At 71.4% G+C, this 22,603-nt stretch carries 25 protein-coding genes; 11 read left to right on the forward strand and 14 right to left on the reverse strand.

All coding sequences use genetic code 11. The features are described 5' to 3' along the window. Nucleotides 1–48 precede the first annotated feature (48 nt). Nucleotides 49–1,269 (reverse strand): glycosyltransferase, encoded by a 1,221-nt coding sequence (locus tag LX16_RS18385; protein WP_147140493.1) that lies wholly within the window; start codon nt 1,267–1,269, stop codon nt 49–51. 419 nt (nt 1,270–1,688) lie between these two features. Here LX16_RS18385 and LX16_RS18390 point away from each other — a divergent pair, with 419 nt between their 5' ends. Both LX16_RS18390 and LX16_RS18395 read left to right on the forward strand, forming a co-directional pair. After that, nucleotides 1,689–2,741 (forward strand): glucose 1-dehydrogenase, encoded by a 1,053-nt coding sequence (locus LX16_RS18390; RefSeq protein ID WP_147140495.1) that lies wholly within the window; start codon nt 1,689–1,691, stop codon nt 2,739–2,741. A gap of 291 nt (nt 2,742–3,032) precedes the next feature. Next, the gene (locus LX16_RS18395; protein WP_147140497.1) at nt 3,033–4,355 is read left to right on the forward strand and encodes an FAD/NAD(P)-binding protein; all 1,323 of its coding nucleotides are present in this window, start codon (nt 3,033–3,035) and stop codon (nt 4,353–4,355) included. 111 nt (nt 4,356–4,466) lie between these two features. On the opposite strand, the gene proC is transcribed toward LX16_RS18395, so the two are convergent. The 5 genes from proC to LX16_RS28005 all read right to left on the reverse strand — a co-directional run bounded on the left by proC (nt 4,467) and on the right by LX16_RS28005 (nt 9,403). Continuing rightward, a complete protein-coding gene (gene proC / locus LX16_RS18400) occupies nt 4,467–5,270 on the reverse strand; it encodes a pyrroline-5-carboxylate reductase (RefSeq protein ID WP_147140499.1) in 804 nt (267 codons plus the stop codon). 99 nt (nt 5,271–5,369) lie between these two features. Beyond that, nucleotides 5,370–6,572: an ornithine--oxo-acid transaminase gene (gene rocD / locus LX16_RS18405; RefSeq protein WP_147140501.1), complete on the reverse strand. Its 1,203-nt coding sequence runs from the start codon at nt 6,570–6,572 to the stop codon at nt 5,370–5,372. Between the two features lie 114 nt (nt 6,573–6,686). Next, on the reverse strand, nt 6,687–7,709 hold the full coding sequence (gene tsaD, locus LX16_RS18410; RefSeq protein ID WP_147140503.1) for a tRNA (adenosine(37)-N6)-threonylcarbamoyltransferase complex transferase subunit TsaD: 1,023 nt from the start codon (nt 7,707–7,709) through the stop codon (nt 6,687–6,689). Nucleotides 7,710–7,869: 160 nt separating this feature from the next. Continuing rightward, the gene (locus tag LX16_RS18415) at nt 7,870–8,637 is read right to left on the reverse strand and encodes a DUF1684 domain-containing protein (RefSeq protein WP_158645653.1); all 768 of its coding nucleotides are present in this window, start codon (nt 8,635–8,637) and stop codon (nt 7,870–7,872) included. Nucleotides 8,638–8,725: 88 nt separating this feature from the next. Further along, on the reverse strand, nt 8,726–9,403 hold the full coding sequence (locus LX16_RS28005) for a CatB-related O-acetyltransferase (RefSeq protein WP_147140507.1): 678 nt from the start codon (nt 9,401–9,403) through the stop codon (nt 8,726–8,728). 151 nt (nt 9,404–9,554) lie between these two features. Between LX16_RS28005 and LX16_RS18425 the strand changes: the two genes are divergently transcribed. Beyond that, entirely contained in the window at nt 9,555–10,301 is a 747-nt protein-coding gene (locus tag LX16_RS18425) for a SecDF P1 head subdomain-containing protein (protein WP_147140509.1), read from the forward strand. Between the two features lie 7 nt (nt 10,302–10,308). Here the strand turns inward: LX16_RS18425 and LX16_RS18430 are convergent, their stop codons facing one another. Further along, on the reverse strand, nt 10,309–10,659 hold the full coding sequence (locus tag LX16_RS18430; protein WP_147140511.1) for a DUF4190 domain-containing protein: 351 nt from the start codon (nt 10,657–10,659) through the stop codon (nt 10,309–10,311). 248 nt (nt 10,660–10,907) lie between these two features. Between LX16_RS18430 and LX16_RS18435 the strand changes: the two genes are divergently transcribed. Then, complete coding sequence (locus tag LX16_RS18435) at nt 10,908–11,849, forward strand: DUF3500 domain-containing protein (protein ID WP_147140513.1); 942 nt, start codon at nt 10,908–10,910, stop codon at nt 11,847–11,849. 108 nt (nt 11,850–11,957) lie between these two features. On the opposite strand, the gene LX16_RS18440 is transcribed toward LX16_RS18435, so the two are convergent. Then, on the reverse strand, nt 11,958–12,665 hold the full coding sequence (locus tag LX16_RS18440) for an RraA family protein (protein WP_147140515.1): 708 nt from the start codon (nt 12,663–12,665) through the stop codon (nt 11,958–11,960). Nucleotides 12,666–12,821: 156 nt separating this feature from the next. Here LX16_RS18440 and LX16_RS18445 point away from each other — a divergent pair, with 156 nt between their 5' ends. Continuing rightward, on the forward strand, nt 12,822–13,001 hold the full coding sequence (locus LX16_RS18445) for a hypothetical protein (protein ID WP_147140517.1): 180 nt from the start codon (nt 12,822–12,824) through the stop codon (nt 12,999–13,001). Between the two features lie 186 nt (nt 13,002–13,187). Next, on the forward strand, nt 13,188–13,871 hold the full coding sequence (locus LX16_RS18450; protein WP_244615868.1) for a P-loop nucleotide/nucleoside kinase family protein: 684 nt from the start codon (nt 13,188–13,190) through the stop codon (nt 13,869–13,871). Here LX16_RS18450 and LX16_RS18455 read toward each other — a convergent pair. Then, a complete protein-coding gene (locus LX16_RS18455) occupies nt 13,787–14,185 on the reverse strand; it encodes a peptidase inhibitor family I36 protein (protein ID WP_147140519.1) in 399 nt (132 codons plus the stop codon). The two genes, LX16_RS18450 and LX16_RS18455, sit on opposite strands and share 85 nt — an antisense overlap. A gap of 399 nt (nt 14,186–14,584) precedes the next feature. Further along, entirely contained in the window at nt 14,585–14,983 is a 399-nt protein-coding gene (locus LX16_RS18460; protein WP_147140521.1) for a peptidase inhibitor family I36 protein, read from the reverse strand. Between the two features lie 189 nt (nt 14,984–15,172). Between LX16_RS18460 and LX16_RS18465 the strand changes: the two genes are divergently transcribed. Beyond that, nucleotides 15,173–15,817 carry a hypothetical protein gene (locus LX16_RS18465; protein ID WP_147140523.1) on the forward strand — a complete coding sequence of 215 codons (645 nt, stop codon included), beginning with the start codon at nt 15,173–15,175 and terminating at the stop codon, nt 15,815–15,817. Between the two features lie 7 nt (nt 15,818–15,824). Here LX16_RS18465 and LX16_RS18470 read toward each other — a convergent pair whose 3' ends face one another. Further along, a complete protein-coding gene (locus tag LX16_RS18470) occupies nt 15,825–16,214 on the reverse strand; it encodes an ASCH domain-containing protein (protein WP_147140524.1) in 390 nt (129 codons plus the stop codon). Between the two features lie 301 nt (nt 16,215–16,515). Here LX16_RS18470 and LX16_RS18475 point away from each other — a divergent pair, with 301 nt between their 5' ends. Continuing rightward, nucleotides 16,516–16,719, forward strand: coding sequence for a hypothetical protein (locus LX16_RS18475; RefSeq protein ID WP_147140526.1), 204 nt, complete (start codon nt 16,516–16,518; stop codon nt 16,717–16,719). 60 nt (nt 16,720–16,779) lie between these two features. On the opposite strand, the gene LX16_RS18480 is transcribed toward LX16_RS18475, so the two are convergent. The 3 genes from LX16_RS18480 to LX16_RS18490 all read right to left on the reverse strand — a co-directional run bounded on the left by LX16_RS18480 (nt 16,780) and on the right by LX16_RS18490 (nt 19,318). After that, a complete protein-coding gene (locus LX16_RS18480) occupies nt 16,780–17,535 on the reverse strand; it encodes a hypothetical protein (protein WP_147140528.1) in 756 nt (251 codons plus the stop codon). A gap of 267 nt (nt 17,536–17,802) precedes the next feature. Further along, the gene (locus LX16_RS18485; RefSeq protein ID WP_147140530.1) at nt 17,803–18,717 is read right to left on the reverse strand and encodes a polysaccharide deacetylase family protein; all 915 of its coding nucleotides are present in this window, start codon (nt 18,715–18,717) and stop codon (nt 17,803–17,805) included. A gap of 58 nt (nt 18,718–18,775) precedes the next feature. Then, complete coding sequence (locus LX16_RS18490; protein WP_147140532.1) at nt 18,776–19,318, reverse strand: class IV adenylate cyclase; 543 nt, start codon at nt 19,316–19,318, stop codon at nt 18,776–18,778. A 203-nt stretch (nt 19,319–19,521) separates the two neighbouring features. Here LX16_RS18490 and LX16_RS18495 point away from each other — a divergent pair, with 203 nt between their 5' ends. The 3 genes from LX16_RS18495 to LX16_RS18505 are packed head-to-tail and all read left to right on the forward strand — an operon-like array spanning nt 19,522 to nt 22,566. Further along, entirely contained in the window at nt 19,522–20,703 is a 1,182-nt protein-coding gene (locus LX16_RS18495; RefSeq protein WP_244615869.1) for a DUF418 domain-containing protein, read from the forward strand. Between the two features lie 4 nt (nt 20,704–20,707). After that, complete coding sequence (locus LX16_RS18500) at nt 20,708–21,937, forward strand: sensor histidine kinase (RefSeq protein ID WP_147140536.1); 1,230 nt, start codon at nt 20,708–20,710, stop codon at nt 21,935–21,937. After that, the gene (locus LX16_RS18505) at nt 21,934–22,566 is read left to right on the forward strand and encodes a response regulator (RefSeq protein WP_147140537.1); all 633 of its coding nucleotides are present in this window, start codon (nt 21,934–21,936) and stop codon (nt 22,564–22,566) included. The genes LX16_RS18500 and LX16_RS18505 overlap by 4 nt, the downstream gene beginning before the upstream one ends. Nucleotides 22,567–22,603 lie beyond the last annotated feature (37 nt).

The raw sequence follows: 22,603 nt of genomic DNA on the forward strand, positions 1-22,603 counted from the left end.
AATTTCTCTTGATACTTTGTCAATACCGCCGGCCGTGTGACTGCGGTCTCAGCCGGGTGAGCCGGTGGCCACCAGATCGGGACTCGCCGGACGCGAACGCCGGTACACCGCCAGCGTCTCCCGCGCCACCCGGTCCCACGTGTACCGGCTCAACACCCGCTGCCGCCCCGACCGGCCCATCCGGTTGCGGGTGGCCGGGTCACGTGACAACCGGGTCACCGCCAACGCCAGGTCCTCGACCCGGCCGCCGGGCACCAGCAGGCCCGTCACCTGGTCCTCGACGCTGTCGGTCAGGCCCCCGACCGCCTCCGCCACCACCGGGACACCGCAGGCCATCGCCTCCAGCGGGACGATCCCGAACGACTCGTACCACGGCGTGCACAGCAGCAGGTCGGCGTCGCACAGCAACCCGGGAAGCCGGTCGCGATCGGTCTGGCCGACGAACCTCACCCGGTCGGCGACACCGTGCCGCAGTGCCACCGCGCGAAGCCTGCGGGCCTCGGGATCGGCGGCCAGTTCCGCCTCGGGGGGTCCGCCCGCGATCACCAGTTCGGTGTCGGGCAACTGGGCGAGCACCCGGATCGACTTCTCGAAACCCTTGTGCGGCACCAGCCTGCCCACCGCCACCAGGCGATGCCGGAACCGGCGCGGTTCGCCGTGCCCCCGCCCCGGACGGAACAGGTCGGTGTCGACACCGCACGGCACCACCGACAACCTCTCCGGCGACACCCCCATCGCGGTGAGTTCGGCGGCCTCACTGGAGCAGCTCGCCACCACGCCGGTGGCGTGGTGACCGATGTGGCGTTCGCCGGGGATGCGCTGCGGTGGGCTGGCGTCGGCCCGCCCGAAGTGACGTCGCTTGACCACGCCGAGCGCGTGGAACGACTGCAGGACCGGCACGCCCAGTCCCCGGGTGGCGCTCAGCGCCGCGAGTCCCGACATCCAGAAGTGCGCGTGGACGAGATCGGGCCGCCGCCGTCTCCAGTCGTTGCGCAGCCACCTGGTGAACCGCGGCATGTACGGCGGCAGTTCCTCCTTCGGCAGTCGCGTCGCGGGACCGGCCGGCACGTGCACCACGCGGTACCCGGCGTCGGCGACCACCCGCACCGGTTGCGCCGGGTCGTCGCGCCGTGTGTAGACGGTCACCTCGCAACCCGACCTGGTCAGCGCCGCCGACAGTTCCGCGACGAAGAGGTTCTGCCCGCCGGCGCCGGACTCCCCGAGCGACGCCAGCGGATTCGAGTGTTCCGACACCATGGATATCCTCATAGGACGGCCTCCGTGTGCTTGTGGGCGACCGGTCCGATGCCTGGCACATCGGGTCGCCGGGCGCGCGGCCGGGCTACCGAGCACGTCGTTGGGCCGGATCTTCCGTTTCACCGCGCATGGGATCGGGCGGTTCACGCCGGACGGCCAGGTGGAACCGGCCCCATCAGTCCACCGAAGCCGGAGGGACGAGGAAAGGGGCGTTCGACGGCCCGGAACGGGACCGGTGGCCGGTGCGGAGGTGACCTTCGGCCGTTGCGGGCCGCGTGGAACGCGATTCCTCCGATCCGGAGGCCGCCCGAGGTGCCTTGTCATAGGCTCGACGCGAATGTCACGGGTGTGCCCGGAACCGGTCCGCGTGACCCGGCCCGGCCCTCCGCCGAACGCGCACGTGACCGGTGACCGTGCCGAGGGGAGAACTCATGCGAGCACTGACCGTGGTGGCCGGACGCGCCGACTCCATGGCGGTGTCGGACGTGCCCGAACCGGAGCCCGCCGCCGACGAGATCCTGGTCCGCGGCCTGGCCGTGGGCGTGTGCGGAACCGACCGGGAGATCGCCGCCGCCGAGTACGGTGAGGCGCCACCCGGACGTGAGCACCTGGTCATCGGGCACGAATCGCTCGGTCGCGTCGTCAGTGCCCCGGAGAACAGCGGGTTCGACACCGACGACTACATCGTCGGCATCGTCCGGCGCCCCGACCCCGAGCCCTGCGGCGCCTGCGCCCGCGGCGAGTTCGACATGTGCCGCAACGGCCGCTACACCGAGCGCGGCATCAAGGGCCTCGACGGCTACGCGAGTCAACAGTGGGTCGTACCCACCGAGTACGCCGTCAAGGTCCCGGCCACCCTCGGTGACCTGGGCATCCTCGTCGAGCCCGCGTCGGTGTTGGCCAAGGCGTGGGACCAGATCGACGCGGTCGGGAACCGGTCGTGGTTCGCCCCCGAGTCGGTACTGGTCACCGGGGCCGGGCCGATCGGGCTGCTCGCGGCGATGTTCGGGGTGCAGCGGGGGCTCGACGTCCACGTCCTCGACCGGGTCGAGGACGGCCCGAAACCGCGACTCGTCGAGGCGCTGGGCGCCACCTACCACCACGAGGACATGCGGGACCTCGCCGGACGGCTCGAACCGGACATCGTCATCGAGGCCACCGGTGCCCCGGCGGTCATCACGCCCGCGCTGACCGTCACCGGGCCGTACGGGATCGTGTGCGTCACGGGCGTGTCCACCCCCGGCCGCACCACCCGCGTGGACATGGGCGAGGTCAACCGGGAGATCGTGCTGGACAACGACGTCGTCATCGGCTCCGTCAACGCCAACCGCAGGCACTACGCGGGCGCCGTCGACGCCCTGGCGGCCGCCGACCGGGACTGGGTGGCCCGGCTGATCTCACGCCGGGTGCCGCTGTCCGACTTCGCCGAGGCGTTCGCGCCCCTCGAGGACGACGTCAAGGTCGTCATCACCATCGACGGGTGACCCCTCCGGGCCGACCTCACCCCGCCGCCCTCCTCGCGGCCTGGTTGGCCGTACGACCATCGACATGCCTCGAATAAGCCCTGATGTCCGATTTCCGGCCGTCGTATGACCCACCAAGCCGGGGAATCGGGGCGGGCGGGTGGTGTGGGTCGCTGCCGGGCCGCCCGCGCGGTGCCGCCGCGCCCGGCGGCGGACAATGGCCCCGAATCGGGACGAGTCCCGTGATCCCCAACTGACGCACATCGGATCCCACGCCCCGCGCGACGGATCCCGCGAAGAGGACGGTGCCGGATGTCCACGACCACACTCGTCATCGGTGGCGGTGCCGCCGGGGTCATGCTCGCCAGGCGGTTGAGCCGGTCCGGTGGGGACGTGATCCTGGTGGACCCGTCGGCCGACCCCGGTGCGGGCGTCGCCTACGGCACCGCCGCGCCGTGGCACCTGCTGAACTCGCCGGCCGCCACCATGAGCGTCGACTCCGAGGAAGCGGGCCACTTCATGACCTGGGCCGACCGGGCGGGCAGCCCGATCGGCGCCGGCGACTTCGCACCCCGCCCGCTGTACGGCCGCTACCTGCGCGCGGTGCTGGCGGAGGCCCTGTCCGACCACGGTGACCGGGTCCGCCTGGTGACCGGCACGGTCGCGGAACTGCGTCCCGGCCGGGACGGGGTGACGGCCCGGCTGACCGACGGCGGCGTCCTCACGGCCGACCACGCGATCATCGCCACCGGGAACCCGGCGTCGCAGCACCCGCTTCCCGGCCTCGCCGACCACCCCCGCTACGTGCCGACACCGTGGCACCACTCGGAACCCCTGCGTGACCTGCCCGGCCCCGTCCTGCTCATCGGCACCGGGCTCACCGCCGTGGACGTGGCGCTCAGTGTCGCGGTGGGGGAGCGGGCGGACCCGATCACCGCGATCTCCCGCCACGGCCTGGTGCCCGCCGGTCACCGGCGGCCCGACGAGGTCGCCGCCGTGCAGACCCGCACCCCCGAACCCGACCGGTCGCTCGCCCGGCTGACGGCCGAGGTCCGCAGGTCGGTCGGCGACACCGGCGACTGGCGCGCGGTGGTGGACGGCCTCCGCCCCCGGGTGGACCAGCTGTGGGAGGGGCTGTCCGACGAGGGCCGGGAACGTTTCCTCGCCCATCTCGCCCGCGTCTGGGAGGTACACCGGCACCGGATGGCGCCGCACGTGGCCGCCCGGTTCCACCGGTTGCGCGACACCGGCCGCCTCGACCTGCGCGCCGACCGCATCACCGCGGTGCACGCCGGGGACCCGGGGCACATCGGCGTCGAGTTCGCCTCGGGTGTGAGCGGCCGGTACGGGACGATCGTCAACTGCACCGGTCCGGGCAGACTGCCGGGATCGGCGAACCCGCTGGTGGCGCGCCTGCTGGCCGACGGAGTCGCCGCGATCGGGCCGTTCCGGCTGGGGTTGGACGTCGACGGCAACGGCCGGCTCGTCGGGGCCGACGGCTGGGTACACGAAAGACTGTGGACGATCGGCGCGTTGCGGCGGGGAAGGCTGTGGGAGACCACGGCCGTGCCCGAGATCCGGGCGCAGGCCGACCGGATCGCCGGAGCGCTGACCGGTTCGGTCGCCCGCGCCTGACCGCCGACCGTTTCGACGGGTGGACGTTCCCTGGGGTCGAGTCGGATGGGCACGACGAGTCGGTGCCGGGAATCGCCCGGTGACGGGCCGGTGTCCCCGTCCGATCACCTGTCAGGTGATCGACTCCGCGATCGCCTGCGCCCGGTCGCGGGCGGCCTCCACGGCGTCGGCCACGGCGGCGCGCACCCGGTGCCGTTCGAGTTCCCGGACCGCGTTGATGGTGGTGCCGGCCGGTGAGGTGACGGCCTCCCGCAGCCGCACCGGGTGTTCTCCCGTCTCCCGCAACATCGCCGCGGCGCCCACTGCGGTCTGCACGATGAGTTCGTGGGCGACGGTGCGCGGCAGACCCAGTAGGATCGCCGCGTCAGTCATCGCCTCCACCAGGTAGTAGAAGTAGGCCGGACCGGATCCCGACAGCGCCGTCACGGCGTCCTGCTGCTTCTCCGGCAGGATCAGGGTGCGGCCCAACGGTTTGAACAGGTTCTCGGCGTGCTCCAGGTCGCTCGCCGAGGCGAACCGGCCCGCGGAGAGCACCGTCATCGCCTGGTCCACCAGCGCCGGTGTGTTCGGCATCGCCCGCACCACCGCCGTGCCGTCGGGCAGCCGCTTCTCGAAGAAGCCCGTCGGAAGGCCCGCGCACAGCGACACCACCAGTCGTCCCGCCGGAAGGCCGGACAGCTCCGTCAACAGGTCGGCGGCGTCCTGCGGTTTCACCGCCACGACGGCGATCTCGGCGGCCTCCACCGCCTCGGCGGTCGGCAACACCCTGACGCCCAGGGACTCCCGCACCACCTCGGCCTGCTCAGGGCGCCGCACGGTCGCGATCAGTTCGTCGGCGCCACGCCCCGACCTACGCAGTCCACTCAGTACGGTCTGGCCGATGCGGCCCGCGCCGAGTACCGCCACAGTGGTCATCCGATCCTCCTGGTTCCTTGCGTACGGATGTCGCGGCCCCCACGGGACCGACGGCGCGAGACCGAACCGGAGGACGCCACACCGCCGCGGAGGTGTCCCTCACCGCAGTGCGTCGGAGAGCACGTCCACGGCGTGATCGATCTCCTCCGGCGTGATGACCAGTGGAGGTGCGATCCTGACGGTGGTGTGGTGGGTCTCCTTGCACAGCACCCCCGCCCGCGCCATGGTCTCGCACACCTCGCGCGCGCTCGGCGCGGCGTCCGACAGCTCGACCCCGGCCCACAGGCCCCTGGTCCGCAGTCCCGTCACCTTCGACGGGTCGAGCCTAGACAACCGGTCGGCGAGCCGGTCGCCGAGTTCCCGGGCGCGCCGCTGCCACTCCCCGGTGGACAGCATCGCGACGACCTCGCGGCCCACGGCGCAGGCGAGCGGATTCCCGCCGAAGGTGCTGCCGTGCTGCCCGGGCCGGAACACGTCCATGACCGCGCGGTCGGCCACCACCGCCGACAACGGCAGGATGCCGCCGCCGAGTGCCTTACCGAGCAGGTAGACGTCGGGCCGCACCCCGTCGTGCTCGCACGCGAAGGTGTACCCGGTGCGCCCGAGCCCGGACTGGATCTCGTCGGCGATCAACAGCATCCCGTGCCGGTCACACAGGTCCCGGAGTCCACTGAGGAAAGCCGCCGGGGGGATCACGACCCCCGCCTCGCCCTGTATCGGTTCCACCAGGACGGCCACGGTCCCCGGCGTCACCGCCGCCGCGACGGCGTCCACGTCACCGTAGGGGACCACGTCGAATCCCGGCGTGTACGGACCGTAGTCGCCACGCGCGTCGGGATCGGTGGAGAAGCTGACGATCGTCGTGGTCCGGCCGTGGAAGTTGTTGTCGAAGACGATGATCCGGGCCTCGTCACGGGGGACGCCCCGGCTCCGGTAACCCCACTTGCGGGCCAGTTTGACGCCGGTCTCGACCGCCTCGGCCCCGGTGTTCATCGGCAGGACCGAGTCCATCCCGGCCAGTGCGGCGAGTTCGGCGCAGAACGGGCCGAGCTGGTCGTTGTGGAATGCCCGGCTGGTGAGGGTGAGCCGGTCGAGCTGCCGCCTGGCCGCGTCCACCAGCCGGGGATGCCGGTGTCCGAAGTTGACCGCCGAGTACGACGCCAACAGGTCCAGGTACTCGCGTCCGTCGACGTCACGGACCCGGACGCCCTCGCCGTGGCTGAGCACCACCGGAAGCGGATGGTAGTTGTGTGCGCCGTGCGCGTCCTCCACGGCGATCAACTGCGCGGCGGTGTCGGGCACGGTGCCTCCTGAAGCTCGGTGGTCGCGCCGTCCCCGGTCGTGTGACGGACGGCGACGCCAGCATCGGTGCTCCACGGCCCGATCCGCGTCATTCCGGTGCCCCGGCGTGTTGCGTCAACGCGTGACGCTCAACAACGCCCCGGTGAGCGGTGCCGACGGGTCGGTCGACATGTCGAGGCGGGACCACGGCGCGCCCGCGTCGGTGAGCATGCTCCCGACCGCCGCGATCATCGCGCCGTTGTCGGTGCACAACCGGGGCGACGGCACCCGGAGCGTGACTCCGGCCGCGGCGCAACGTTCCTCGGCGACCTCCCGCAGCCGCGAGTTTGCGGCGACCCCACCGGCGATCACCAGGGTGTCGACACCGTGCGAGGTGCACGCGTCCACCGCCTTGGCCGTCAACACGTCCACGACGGCCTCCTGGAACGAGGCGGCGAGGTCGGCCACCGGCAACGGCCCGTCGTGGCGTTGCACCCAACGCGCGACCGCGGTCTTGAGACCGGAGAAGGAGAACCCGAACCGGCCGGTGGTGGGACGGGGGAACCGGATCGCCTCGGGGTCGCCGGCTTCGGCCGCGCGCTGGATCGCCGGACCGCCCGGGTATCCGAGGTCGAGCAGCCGGGCCACCTTGTCGAAGGCCTCACCGGCGGCGTCGTCGGCGGTGTCACCCAGGTGGACGATGGGGTCGCGGGCGAGGTCGCCCAGCAGCAGCAGGGACGTGTGCCCACCCGACACCACCAGGGCGACGCTCCGCTCCGGCAACGCGCCGTGCTCCAGGGTGTCGGCGGCGACGTGACCGGCCAGATGGTGAACACCCAACAACGGGACCCCCAGGGCCACCGCGTAACCCTTGGCGGCGGCCAATCCCACCTGCAGCGCGGTCGCCAGGCCGGGACCGGAGGTGACCGCGACGGCGTCGACGTCGCTCAGCGACACCCCCGCCCGGTCGACGGCCTCCCGGACCGTCGGGACCATCGCCTCCAGGTGTGCGCGGGCGGCGACCTCGGGGACCACCCCGCCGAACCGGATGTGCTGTTCCATGCTGGAGGACAGGCAGTCGCCGAGCAGCCTGCCGTCGCGGACGATCCCCACACCCGTCTCGTCACAGGACGATTCGATGCCCAGGACGAGGCTCATGCGTCCACCCCCGGGTGGACCGGGCGGGTGACCGGCGCGCGGCACGACATTGGCTACTCCACGGAGGTTCTGGTCGGGTGCGCCGACCGGCGGAACTGCTATTGCAACATACCCGCCACCACGGGTGAGACACGACCGGCGGCCGTCCCGGGGGGAGGGGTCACACCGGCAGTCTCTCGCCCGCCTCCACCAGCACCGACAACCGGTTCTCCGGCAGCGGCACCGGACAGGTGGAGAAGTCGTTGAACGCGCACGGGAGGTTGGCCGCCCGGTTGAAGTCGACGATCACGGTCCCGTCACCCTCGACCGGCGGCAACACCAGCGACCTGGCGGAGGCGGCGGTCGTGACACCGCTGGTGCCGTCACGGAACAGCAGCCAGAGCCGTTCGGGTCCACCGAACGCCAGCAGGCCGTGTTCCCGCCCGGAGACGTCGAACCGGACCTCGCCGGACACCACGTCGCGATGGCTCACGCCCTCCACGACCGAACCGACCGTGACCTCCCGGGACTCCGCGAACGGGACGTACCGTCCGGTCAACCGCCACGCCGCGTCGAACCCGTACCGCGGCAGCCCCCGGAACGCCGCCCGGGCGGGCGCCTCCGGGTCACGGACCCGGATCGCGGCGGCGCCGTCCCGCAGGATCGCCTCCACGACGCGCGGCCCCCACGACACCCGGACGTCCCCGGCGGCGGTGTCGAGCCGGACGGTGCCGTCGATCGGCACACCGTCCACCGACAGCCCCTCGGAGCCGGAAGCGGTGACGACGACCGCGCCGCCGTCGGACCGCCAGCGGCCCGGGATCGGTGGATGTGCGGTGTCCTCGTCCGCCAGCCATTCCAGCGCGGTGAGACTCAGCGGGCCGTCGGGCGCGCCGATGGCGGCGTCCCGTCCGGCCGCCCATTCACGCCACTGCGCGATCAGGTCCACGTCTGGCTCCTTTTCCGTCGGTCGCACAGGAGGCTACTTCGGTGGGACACGCCGTGGCTCCGGCGGTGACGGTGACGTCGGTCATGCCTCACGGGGCGAGCAGGCCCGCCGACTCCGCGACCGCCGCCAGGGTCGCCGCGTCGCCCGTCATCACCGCCCGCACGTTGGCCGTCACCAGCGACACCGGCCAGTTCCACCACGCGGCACGCCGCAACAGGTCCACGTCCGCGTCGGAGAAGCGGCGGCGGATCTCGCGGGCGGGGTTGCCACCGACGATCGTGTACGGGGCGACGTCGGAGGTCACCACCGCGCCGGTGGCGATGATCGCGCCGTCCCCGATCGTCACCCCCGGCATGACCGTCGCGCCGTAACCGATCCACACGTCGTTGCCGACGACGGTGTCGCCACGGCTGCCGGCCGACATCACGATGTCGAGGGTGCGTTCGGTCCACTCGCCGCCGAACATCGTGAACGGGTACGTCGACGGTCCACGATCGACGTGCGCGGCGCCCGCCATGAGGAAGCGGGTGTCGCAGCCGATGGCGCAGTACCGGCCGATGACCAGCCGTTCGGGACCGTACGCGTAGAGGACGTTGCGGGTGGCGAACTCGGTGGCGGCGTCCGGGTCGTCGTAATAGGTGTACTCGCCGACCTCGATCTTCGCCTCGGCCGTTCCCTCCGCCGCCGACCGGTCGATCAACGGTTTCAGGAAGACGACGCGCGGGTGTCCGGGCAACGGGTGTACGGCGGTCGGATCGGCACTCATCGGGTCTCCTCGGTCGGAACGGTCGCGGTCGTCGCGGCGGCGGACATGGTAGGCACGGCACGGGGATTGGACGTCACGGTGTGCCTTCAGTAGCGTGGAATCTCACGACCAACACGACCACTCACGTGGTCCGGCCGGAATGCGGGTGACCATGCGACGAGGTCTTGTGGCGATCGGACTGGTTCTGACGGCGGCCGGTTGCGGCTCCCCGGCGGAGGTCACCCCGCCGACGTTGGAGCCGGAGTGGTTGCAGTTCCGGGCGGTGACGGCGACGGCGCCGGTCGCGCCGGTGGACGAACCGGTGGAGTTGACCGGAGATCCGGCCACCGACGTCGAAGGCGTGTGGCGGCGGGTCGGTGAGGAGGCGGCCGCCCTCGCCCGGGGCCTCGACGCCCCGGTACACGACGCCGCCGACACCGAGGTGTTGGCGCCGTTCGGCGCGCTGACCGCCGAGGAGGTGGCGTTGCTGCCGGCCGAGGTCCGGTTGTACACGCCTTCCATCCACTGTGAACAGCTCGTCCCGGGCGGCGACTTCCTCGATCCGGCGACCGATTCCGTCCTGTGTGACACCGGGGCCACCGCCGAGGCCGCCACGAAGCTGTGGCTGGCACCGGCGGCGTTGGACGGTGGGGACGTCGCGGAGGCCGAGGCGGTGTCCGGCCCGTCCGATCCCGGGTCGGGTGTGGTCAGGATCCGGTTCTCCGAGGCCGGTACGGACGCGTGGGCCGAGCTGACCGGCGCGCAGATGGGTGAGCGGGTGGCGATCGTGCTGGGTACCGAGGTGCTGTCCGCGCCGACCGTGCAGCAGGCGATCACGGAGGGGACGACCGACATCACCGGAGGCTTCACGCCCGCCGAGGCCGAGGAACTGGTCCGCGCGTTGACGGTCACGGAGTGACCCGGCCTCACCACCAGGAGACCAGCCACTCCACCGCGTCCCCGTAACCCTCCGGGAAGAAGCCGAGCAGGGCGGCGTTGAGACCGGTGACCGGGAGGGTGAAGAAGCCCAACACCATCCCGGTCACACTGCGACCCGGGTTGGTCGCCACACCGCGCCGGTGCAGGCGGTATCCCCTGATGCCGAAGACGATCGCGAGAACCGACAACAGCAGTCCGCCGATCGGCAGACAACACGCCACCACCGCCATGACCCCGATGACGACGGCGCTGTTACCCATGGCGTTGCGGGGTACGGGCGGGTCGCCGCCCGTGACCGACGGCGACCATGACGCCGGGGAGTCGCCGGACCGGTTCATGTCGCCCCTCTCCACGTCACGGTCCGGTGCCGCCGCGCCCTTCGCGCATGTCGGACACCGGAACGGCGTTCCAGCCTACGCGGTCGCGGTCCACGGCGCGGTACCTCGCCGTTTCGCCGCCGGACAAGGTGGACTCTCCGCTCGGTGACTCGTGGCGGCCGCCTTCAAGAGGCCGTCTTCGATCCTGCTGTCCTGCTGCGCGACGAACGAGGACCGAAGACGACCTCTGAGCGGCTAGCCTGACCGGCATGACCGCAGAGCGCATGCGCGCCGCCGGAAGGCGCTGGGTGGCCGCACTGACCGACGGGCAACGCGACCGGGGGTGCCTGCCGTTCGACTCCGAGCGGCGCCGACACTGGGAGTACCGGCCGAGGCCCAGGCCCGGCCTCGCCCTGTCCGAGATGGACGCCCCGGCCCGCAAACGCGCCCACGCCCTCCTCGCCACGGCGATGAGTCCGCACGCGTTCGCGCAGGTCACCACGATCATGGGGCTGGAGGAGGTGTTGGACCACCTGGAGGGCGGCCGCCGCGACCGGCGTTCCGACGACTTCCGGCTGGTCTCGTTCGGCTCGCCCGACGCCGAACTGTGGACGTGGCGGTTCGAGGGCCACCACGTCTCGGTGACGATGAGCCTCGTCGGGGACGCCGTCAGCCCGACGCCGGTGTTCCTCGGCGCGAACCCGGCGAACCTGGGATTCCGTGGCAGGCCGGTGATCCGGCCGTTGACCTGGGAGGAGGATCTGGCCCGGGAACTGCTCGCGTCGCTGCCGGCCTCCCGGCGCGGCGAGGCGGTCGTGTCGCCCACCGCACCCGACGACATCCGGTCCCGCAACGCGCCCGACGTCTCGGACTTCGACGAGTTGCCCGGCCTTCGGGTGGCGGAGATGCCCCGCACCGCGCGGGCGCTGCTCGACGAACTCGTGGACCTCTACCTGCACCGGCTACCGCCGGAGACGGCCCGCCGGGAACGGGCGGCGTTGACGCCCGACCGGCTGCGATTCGCCTGGGAGGGGACCACGGAGCCCGGAGGCGGCCACTACTACCGGATCCAGTCGCCGGAACTGCTCCTCGAATACGACAACACCCAGAACGACGCCAACCACGTCCACACGGTGTTGCGTCGTCCCGGTGACGACTTCGGCGCGCGGCTCATCCCCGAGCACGTGGCGACGGACCACCGGAAGCCGTGACCGCACCGGCCCGGGTGCCGCAGTGCGGATACCACCTCGGGTCCACCGCGACGCCGATCGCGAGCCGGATCCCGCACCGTACGCGGCGAACCGGCCGAGCACCGACGGTCACTCCTCGATGGCGCCGTCCCGGGCACGGAGGTGCTGTCGGAACGTGAGGTCCGGTTCCGCCGCCCGGCGGGCGAGGAACTCGGAGAACGCGAGCTGTTCGCGTAGTGACCTCCCCGCGCGCAACGCCGCCACCTGCGACCGTTCGGCGGCGGCGATGCGCGCCGCCGCTTCCGACACCGCCTCGGCGGCGGAGGCGGAGACGAACACGACGCCGTCGTCGTCACCGAACACCAGGTCCGCCTCGGTGACGGTCAGATCGCCCGACCGGGCGGCGACGAGTGCGTCGGTGGGGCGGTCGTCGAGCCGCAACGGTCCGGTGGGCAGCGCGCCGAGGCTGAACACCGGCAGGCCGATCTCCCTGATGTCGGCCGTGTCCCGGTGCAGGCCCCATATGACCACTCCGGACAGTCCGGCGGCCGCGGCCTCCCACACGACGAGGTCTCCCACGCACGCCTCGTCGAGACGCCCGGCGTTGTCGACCACGAGGACGTCGCCCGGATCGGACCGCTCCAACGCCTCCAGGAACACGTCGACGCTGCCGCAGTGCCGCACCGGTCTTACCCGTCCGGCGAGTCTCACGCCGGGGGAGACCGGAGTGGTATCCGGCGGAGCGCAACGCACCGGTTCGCCGACGCGGAGGCAGCCGTCGGCGATGTGGGCGGTGCTCAGGCCCTCGAACCGTCGTCGCAGTTCCTCGGCTCGCATTCGGGACTCCCTCCGTCGCGTCGTGGTCTTCGCCGTGACGGCTCCACGGACTCGGTGACGTGTGCAGGCCGGTGACCGAGTCGCGTTGTGTGGCTTGACGATCGGGCGCCGGGGTGACATCGTACCCACGACCGTCTCTACCTTTTGGAGGCTCATATGAAGGTCGTCACCCGAAGCATGGACCGTGTCCTGGACGTGCTGCTGCGGAAGGACACCGCGGACGCGTCGTGCACTCTGGAGTGCAAACGCGTCAACCACAACGGACAGGACTGCGAGAAGTGCAGGCGGCCCGACTGCACCATCACGGTCATCTGCTACCCGCCGCCGATCGACTGAACGCCCGCACGAGTAGACCAGGAGCCCCGGTGCGCTCACGCGCACCGGGGCTCCACCGTGATGCCCGCCGCGAACTCCGTGACGTCGGCCGTCGATCGGGACTCCGGACACGGACCTCCGATGTGATGGACGATCGGTCCGAGGAATCGCCTGGCGCATCGTGGCGCCGGCGGTTAGCGTCCTCTCGTGGCCCACATCGATGTAGAGACGCCGGCGATCCTCATCGTCACGGGGATGCCCGGCGCGGGGAAGTCGACGGTGACCCGCAGGATCGCCGCGGAACTGCCGCGTGCCGCCCGACTCGACGGTGACCAGGTGAACCGGTTGGTCGTCAGTGGCAGGGTGGGGCCGTTGGGTGAGCCTGTGGACGAGGCCGAACGTCAGGTGGAACTGTGTAACCGGAATCTGTGCGCGCTCGCCGCCAACTTCGCCGACGCCGGTTTCACCGCGTTGATCGACTGGGTGATTCCGACACGGGAACAACTCGACCTCTTCGTCCGCCTACTCGCGCCCCGAACCGTCCACTTCGTGATGCTGGCCCCGGGGATCGCGGCGTGCCGCGACCGTGACATGCGGCGCGATCCTCGGGAGCGGTTCCGCTTCGACGGCTACGAGGCGTTGGAGGCCGCGATGAGCCGCGAACTCGGTGACGTCGGCTGGTGGTTCGACACCTCCGCACTCGAACCGGGCGAGACCGCCCGGCGCGTCATCGAGGAGGCCGGTGAGCGCGCGAGGGTCGGTGGTCGAGAGGCCGGGCCCCGCCCGGCGGCGGTGTCCGACGGGGCTCAGGGGCGCCAGGTCACCCAGTCGGCGGTGTCGTTGGTCACCACCGACTCCTCCATCCACATTCCGGGATCCAAGATCACGTAATTCATGGTTTCGACGTCGGTGATCACTGCCGTCATCTCGGTCCGGTTGTACCAGGAGGAGACGGTGTCCCCCATGTCGAAGTGGTTGAGGTTCACGTCGTACCCCTCCGCGATACCGAACGCCGGCCCCTGCCAGGAGTAGTCGCGGTACAGGCAGAAGGTCCTGTCGGGGCAGGGCTCACCGTCGTTCAGGGCGATGACCCCGGGCGGAAGTTGCTCCGTCGGGGCCGCCTGCGCCGTGGCGGGGGAGGACAGTGTCACCGCGGCGACGGCGGCGGCCACCGCGGCTGCTCGGGTGATGCGGATGGTGTTCATGTCGGCTCCTATGTGTCTGAAAATCGTGTGTGACGTCGTGTCACGGTGTCATCGCGCTTCGCATATCACTCTTGTCGTTCCGCTGGTGGGCAGTGGGTCCGCAGCTCCACGTGGCGCCCGGTACGGACCCCGCAAACCGCCGACCGGCGCATCACGATGGTCGAGAAATGCACCCGACGGTTCGGCGCCGAGCGAATCCATGTGCGCCTTGAGGGTCTGGGCCCGGCCGATCACCGGATCCAGACCCTCACCGCCCGACCTTCATGAACCGGTCCCACTTCGGGGGACCGGTTCATCGCCGTCTCCGCGTGTGGAGCACAGGAGACCGCCCCGCGCGTCATCGATCAGCCGGTGAGCCCGCGAGACCGTGGCCTCGTCAGGCGGCCGAGTGGGACGGGATCAGTGGGTCCAGACCACCCAGTCGGCGGTGTCGTTGGTCTCCTGGGACTCCTCCATCCACTGTCCGGCCTCCACCACCTGGTGGTGCATGGTGTCGGCGTCGACGACCAACGCCGTCATCGTGGTGTTGTTGATCCAGGTGGAGACGGTGTTCCCCATGCCGAACTCGTGGAGGTTCACGTTGTAGCCCTCGGCGATGCCGTACGCGGGTCCCTCTCCCCGGTAGTCGCGGTACAGGCAGAACGTCATCGGAGGACAGCCCTCACCGTCGTTCAGCGCGATGACCCCGGGCGGAAGTTGCTCCGCCGGGGCCGCCTGCGCCGTGGCGGCGGAGGACAGGGCCACCGCGGCGACGCCGGCGGCCACCGCGGCTGCTCGGGCGAAACGGATCGTGTTCATGACGACTCCTAGGTGTATGAATACCGTGCGAAACGCGCGTGTCGCGGTTTCGTTACTCTCCGTATATCACTCCTGTCGTTCCGTGAGTGGGAACCGGAGTCGCCCGCTTCCGCGTGGCGCTCAACGACTGCGCGGCCGTTGCCGTGCACTGTGCTCTGTGTCACAGTTGACGCGAAGGAGGTGGTGTCGATGCGCACGTGGACGACGCATCCGTCGGCGCCCGTCGTCCTCGTGTTGGCGATCGTGGTGGCCTCGTGCCTGGTCCTCGGCACCGCCGGTCGAGGGGTGCGGTCGGAGTCGGCCTCCACTCCGGATCCGGACGTTACGCCGTCGATCCCGGTCGAGGGCGGCGACCGCGCGTGCGGCGGTGAGCGCTTCGACGCCTCGGCGGTGTCGCCGTACGCGCCGGAGACCGCCGCGTACTCCGGGACCGGGCCGCACCCGGTGGTCCTGTTCAAGATGGACGGTGGGGCGGTGGACGCCGAGCCCCGGCTCCCGGCCGACTGGCTCAGTTGGCGGTACTGGTCTCACACCCAGCTCGTGGTGTGCCAACACCTGGACGACGACCCCGTACCCAGGGTCGCCGGGACCTGCTTCACCACCGACGGCAGCCGGGAGACCGCGTCGGTGGCGTTGTACTCGGCGAGCTACGTGTACCGGGTGTTCGAGGCGAGGACCGGTGAACCGGTGACCACCTTCCGGCTCGCGGGCTCCATAAACCCCTGTGGCGCGCTGCAGGCCGGGGGCGACACCGGGACGCTCCGGGCGTTGGTGTCCAGTGCGGACCTCGCCGACCGGTTGCGGCCGTGGGTGGAGGGCGACGCCCCGGGCTGAGAGGCCGTCAACACACCCGGAACCACAGGCATACCACGGTGGTGTCGTCGTCGACCGGGGTCCCGATGTCACGCCAGAACCGCGCGTGGGACTCCCGCCAGTGCGCCACCGACTCGTACCCCTCACCCTCGGCGGCGGCGAACTCCCAGGTGACCTCGTCGAACCGCACCTGCTCCACCCTGGTGATCTCCACGGTGGCGACGTGCCTCTCCCCGGTGGCGAGCAGGGCGAGGTGTTCCCCGACCGTCTCCAGCGCCTCGGACTCCGTCTCGTACTCCGCCAGGAGGCCGGCGGTGGCGGTCTTCTCCCCGGCCAGCACCAGGGCGGTCAGTTCCTCCCGGAGCTCTCCGGGAGTTCCCAGTTCCAATGCCCGTAGGCCGTTCACCCGTGGCCACATGTCGCCTCCCCGTCATGACCGGTGTCTCGGGCGCGGGACCGGTCGGTGCCGCGCCGGAACGACCCTATCCCCACCGATCGGGAACGTGACCGTGCTCCGCTCCCATCGGGCCGGTGTGATCCGTCCATAACACGCATACAAGGCGGATACGCCCGAATCGATCTCCGCGGCCGTGACCGGCGGGAACCCCCGGGGGGTGGCGGCGTGTGCGGGTCATTGCCACGCTTGTAAATCTGTGGAATTCTGATTCCGCCCTCCTGCAAGCGGTTGCCCGCTTGTTCCTACCGAGGAAGGAATTCTCATGCGACTCTTCTCCAAGGCACACACCCTCGCCGACCGCGCGCTGGACCGCATGGTTCACGGCACCCGCGCCGCCGCCGGCTGCGCGCCGGACACCTGGACCCGCTGCGTCCGCAACGGCGTCTGCTCCAGCGGTCACTCCAAGGAGCGCTGCTCCGTCAGCGGTGGCTGCACCGTGAGCTGCAGCCACATCGGCTGCTGCTGATCACGACCCGACGCCGCCCGGTGCTCCCGGGCGGCGTCTCGCCGTATGCCGCCGGCCGCCTCAGCCGTTCATCTCGGCGATGACGGCCCAGGCCATGTCCTCCCACTGCGCGTAACGATCGGGATAGGCCGACCGCTGGACCGCCTGCGCCGCCACGGTCAGCTCCATGTCCTCCCAGCCCGCCACCTCGTCCAGCGCGCGGTAGAACACCGTGGTGGAGTACTCCACGTCCATGCACTCGGCGACCGTCCCCCAGCCCATGCTCGGACGCTGCTGGAACAGCCCCACGGAGTCGTAGTCGATCATGATCCCCTCGTGCGGGTAGTCGAGGGATTCGGGCACCGCCGTGCTGGCGACGTTGCGCAGCAGGCTCTCCTGCATGGCCGTCACCAACGCGACCGCCTGACCGCGTTCGGAGAAGCCCAGTTCCCGGCCGATCTCCACCACGGTGACCGCGTTGGCCATCTGCGTCTCGTCGAGCCCCGCCACCGGCTGCGGAGGCGTCTCGGGTTGCGGGGCCTCCGCCTCGGACGACTCCGTGTCCTCTGAGGACGGCTCGGGTTCCGGGGCGGCCTCCCGTTCGTGAGACCGGTCGCCGTGGTCCTCGGTGAGTCGTTCGGTGGCGGCGGTCGCCGTGCCGGGAGGCGAGTCGCCGTCGGGTTGCGCGGCCACGCCTACGCCGACCGCGGTCAGTGTCGCCAGCGCGGCGACGGACAGGATCGCCCACGGCCGGATCGGCGGCAGGCGGAACGGTCGGCGGTGTGCGGTCGCCGGGGAGCCCGGATCGGGCGTCCCCTCTGATCGGGGTGTCGGCATTCGGCCACCCTAGGCGGCGAAATCGCAGGTGGGAAGCCTGTCGTCGTTGACTCCACAAGGGATGATGTGGCGAGAGCGACCCGCGGTGACTGCGCCCGGAATCTCCGGAAGGCCCCGTTGGTGTGGATTCGTCGCCGACTCGGCGCCGCCGGCCCGCTTTGGGCTCACTCGCTTCGCCGCTCGCGCCGGCCCGATCGGGTGAGTTACCCCGATGTGATTCGAGTTGTGATGTGTATCACTTAGATGGCTCCATTGTGGCCTCAATGGTCACGTTCCGTCGCGGTCCCCGTGCGGAGCGGCGTCGCGACCGGTCCGGGAGGTGGTCGGATACATGCCGCCGAAGTGGCCGCGCCGTTCCTCCTCCGGCGGCGGCAACGCGATCAACCGGAACCGCGCCGTCAGTTCCGGCAGGATCGATTCGAGCGCCAGATGGGTCGCGCCCCTGTCGCCACCGCCGTCGTGCAACAGGACGATGCCGCCCGGCCCGGTATGCGCCACGACGTCGCGCGCGATCCGCGCGGCACCGTGGCCGGCGTTCCAGTCGCCCGGGTCGACCGACCAGTGGATCGGCACCATGCCCAGCTCCCGCGCCACCCGCACCACACGATCGGTCCACGCGCCGCCCGGTTGCCGGAAGTACCCGATCCGGGCGTGCGGCACCGCGGCGCGGATCGCCTCGTTCGTGCGTTCCAGGTCGGCGCGGATGGCGGACTCGCTCCGGGAACCGAGGTCGTAGGAGTGCCGCCAACTGTGGTTGCACAGGGTGTGGCCGTCGGCGACGATGCTCCGCAGCAGTTCCGGATACGCCCGCGCCTGCACGCCGACGACGCAGAACGTCGCCCGGACACCGTGGCGACGCAACGACGCCAGCACCTTGGGCGTCCAGTCGGGATGCGGACCGTCGTCGAAGGTCAACGCCACCTCCGCGACACCGGTCTCCCGGACCGTTCCCGCCGGACCGTCCCACTCGCGCGCGGCCGGGATCACCTCGCCGATCCGGTACGGCGGTACGTCCACCACCCCGTCGCCGTGTTCCCGCCGATGCACCGGGGCCGGCGCGGCAGTCGTCGGCGCCGTGTATCCGGCCGCCCGGTCGCCGTGGGAGGAGCCGGGAGTCGTCACGACCACCGCGGGGAACACCACGGCCACGGCGACGACCGCGGCGAACACCATCCGTCTCATGTGCGCAACGTAACGGATCGACCCCCCGCGGCGACGGTTATCGCGGGGCGACACGGGCTCACGCGTCGGAGGGGAACCGCAACTCGGCGACCGTGGTCAGGTCGATCCCGTACCGCGCGTACACCTTCACGGTGTTCTCCGAGGTCAACACCTCGGACGTGAACCCCAGACGCGCCGCCGTCTCCACGACCTCCCGAGTGGAGGAACCCTCGATCTCCAGGTACGGCGGAATGCCCGGCCACCTGTCGAGGTCGAGCCGTACACCGTCCAACACGAACGACGTGCGGTCGTTCTCCTGATAGGACTTCGGTGAGTGGCCCGCCCTGCGCAGCAACGCCGCCGCGGTGTCGAAGTCGTCTACGACGATCTCGGTCTCGGTCGTACCGTCGATCCCGTCGTGGGCGATCTCCTTGACCGCCAACGTGACCCTGGTCCCGTCGTCCCGCAACCTGATCCAACGCGACTCGTCGCCGGGCACGATGTCGTAGACGAACCGGCGTTGCCGCGCCTCCCCGACGAGCCGGCCACCGAGCGCGCGGACGGCGTCGGTGATCGCCTCCGGATCGACCTCCAGGACCTTGGCCTCGTACTCCACCGGCATGGGCGACCTCCTCACGGAACGGGACCGGGCGGGGCGGTTCACGCTACCCGGCGCGGTGAGGGCCGTCCGGTGGCGGGCGGCGGGAATCCACCGGCTGATTCCCGCCGTCAACCGATCCGATGCGCCGTCACCGTCGAGTGGTCGATGTCCGGGCGTCCCCGCCGCCGCAGGCTGGAGACCCCCTCGTGAAACGGAGGCCACATGTGGTCGACACCCGCACCCGCCCCGGCCCGATCGGCGTCTCGGAACGCTCCCGGGCCCCCGACCTCGCCCGGGGCGCGATGCTGCTCCTCATCGCACTGGCCAACATCCCGATATACCTGCACGGCCGCCCCTACGGACTGCGGCAGCACATCGTCGAAACGGGACTCGCCGACCGGTTCGTCGCCGTCGTGACGACCGTCCTGATCGACATGCGCGCGTATCCCATGTTCGCCGCGCTGTTCGCGTACGGCCTGGTGACCATCCACCGCAGACAACGCGCGGCGGGTGTCGCCGAGCGGCAGGCGCGCCGCGTACTGCGACGCCGCCACCTGCTGCTGATCGGATTCGGGGCGGTCCACGCCGTACTGCTGTTCTCCGGCGACATCCTCGGCCTGTACGGCCTTCTCGGCCTACTCGTCACCCGGCTGCTGCGGCTGTCGGACCGGGCACTGCTGTGGCTGGCGGCGGCGTGGCTGCCGATCGCGAGTCTCCTCCAGGGCGCCGCGTTCGCCGACACCGACACCCGCCCGGACCGCACGATGTTCTGGTCGTTCGCGATCCCCGACTACCCGACCGCGGTGGCGTTCCGCGCCATGGAGTGGCTGTTCACGCCGGTGGGACTGCTCGCGGTGTTCAGCGCCGCCCTGATCGGGGTCTGGGCCGCCCGGCACGACGTGCTCACCGACCCTCACCGTCACCGGGTGCTGCTGCGGCGCACGGCGATCGTCGGCCTGACGTCGATGGTGCTGGGCGGCCTGCCGATCGGAACCGCCGTCGGTGGCCTGTGGACTGTCACCGACCCCGCCGTCGCGTACCTGCTGTCGGCGCTGCACGTGGCCACCGGAGTGTGCGGTGGCATGGGTTACGCCGCCGCCATCGCGCTGTGGGCGACGCGGCGGCCCGACCGTCCCGGCCCGGTGACGCGCGCACTGACCGCCCTGGGACGGCGTTCCCTGTCGGGTTACCTGGCGCAGTCGGTGGCGTTCGCGGTGCTGCTGACGCCGCCGATGCTGGGCATGGGGCGCTGGATCGGGTCGGCGCAGGCCGCCGGTATCGCGGTGGCCGTCTGGGCGGTGACCGTGTGCGCCGCCGTGCTGGCGGAACGACGCGGCCTGCGGGGACCCGCCGAGGTCCTGCTGCGCAGGCTGGCGTACCGGCGCACCGGGCGCGTGGCAGGGTGATCCGATGACCGCCGACCCCCACGAACACCGGATCCGACGATGGAACCTGTGGTGGACGCTCGCCCCCTACGTCGCGCTCCTGCTCGTGGCGGTCGTCGCACTGATCACCGGCACGGAACACCCGTGGCCGGTGATCGGTCTGTCCGTGGCGGCCGCCGCGTGGCACGCGTGGTGGATCCAGTCCCACCCGCACTGGTGGGAGCGGGCCATGGTGCCCATGTCGGCGTACCTGGCGGGGATGCTGGCACTCCTGACCGTCCTGTGTGAACTGGACGGCAGGTTCGCCGTCGCGGCGGCCGCCTGCTATCCCACCGTCTTCGTCGCCCTGCGGGGCGGATGGGCGTATCCGGCGGTGTTCGCGGTCTCGCTGCTCACCGTGCCGGGCGGCCCCGTCACGGTGGTGACCGGCGGGATCACCCCGGACGCGCTGGTGATCCCGCTGCTGTGGGCGGGGGTGGTGTGCTTCATCGGCGGCATGAGCCGGAGCCTGGAACGCGAGACCGCCCGGCGCGGCGAACTCAACCGGGCGCTGGCGCGGGCGAACCGCGAGCTCACCGCGCTCGGAGCGGAGAACGCGGCACTGCAGCGGCGCCTGGTCGACCAGGCGCACCGCGCCGGCGTCACCGCCGAGCGTTACTGGATCGCCCGCGAGTTCCACGACACCCTCGCCCAGGGACTCGCCGGGATCACCACCCAACTCGACACGGTGGACGCCGAGGTCCCCGACCTCCCCACGCGGGCCCGCCGCCGGCTCCACACCGCCCGGCGCCTCGCCCGAGACAGCCTCGTCGAGGCACGCCGGGCCGTCGAGGCGCTACCGCCCGGCCCGCTGGCGACCGCCTCACTTCCGGAGGCCGTCGAGTCGGTCGTGCGAGACTGGCGTGAGCAACACGAGGGTGAGATCGCGTTGACCGTCACCGGTGCCGTGACCGTGCTGCCCGAACCCGCGGAGGCGGCACTGCTGCGCGCCGTGCAGGAGGCGATCGGCAACGTCGCCGCGCACGCCCGCGCGAGACGCACCGTCGTCACCCTGTCTTACATGGAGGACACCGTGCTCCTGGACGTCCGCGACGACGGCCACGGCCGGCACCCCACCGCGACCACCGGTCTCGGCCTGGCGGCGATGCGGGACCGGATCCACCGCCTCGGCGGCGAGGTGGTGGTCGAGGCGATACCCGGAACCGGCACCGCGGTCGCCGTCAGCGTCCCGATCCGCGCCACGGCGGCCGCATGACCGACGGGATCACACTGGTCGTCGTGGACGACCACCCCGTCGTACGCGACGGGCTCGTCGGGATGCTGTCGACCCGGCCCGAGTTCACCGTGGTCGGGGAGGCCGCCGGAGGCGCGGAGGCGCTGACCGTGGTGGAACGGACCCGCCCCGACGTGGTGGTCACCGACCTGCGGCTGCCGCCACCCGCCGGGGCCGACCTGGTGGCCGCCCTGTTGGCGGCCGCACCGGTGCGGGTGCTCGTGTTCACCACCTTCGACGGCGACGACGACGTCTTCCCCGCCATCGAGGTGGGCGCGTCCGGGTACCTGCTGAAGGACACGCCGCGCGAGGAACTGTTCCGGGCGGTTCACGAGGTCGCCAGGGGCGAGTCGGTACTGTCGCCCACCGTCGCCCGGCGGCTCATAGGACGGGTCCGCGACACCGCCCGCAGGCCCGAACCACTTCTGAGCGCCCGCGAGGTCGAGGTGCTGCGCCTGGTGGGGGAGGGGAACACCAACCGTGCAGTGGCCGCCGCACTGTTCGTCAGCGAGGCCACCGTCAAGACACACCTGCTGCACATCTACGCCAAACTGGACGTCAAGGACCGCGCCGCCGCCGTCGCGGCGGGATACACCCGCGGTCTACTGTGACCGGGCCGGCCACGGCTTCGGCGGCGATGCGTCAACC

It is taken from the genome of Stackebrandtia albiflava (assembly GCF_007994225.1).
In the GTDB taxonomy this organism is placed as follows: domain Bacteria; phylum Actinomycetota; class Actinomycetes; order Mycobacteriales; family Micromonosporaceae; genus Stackebrandtia; species Stackebrandtia albiflava.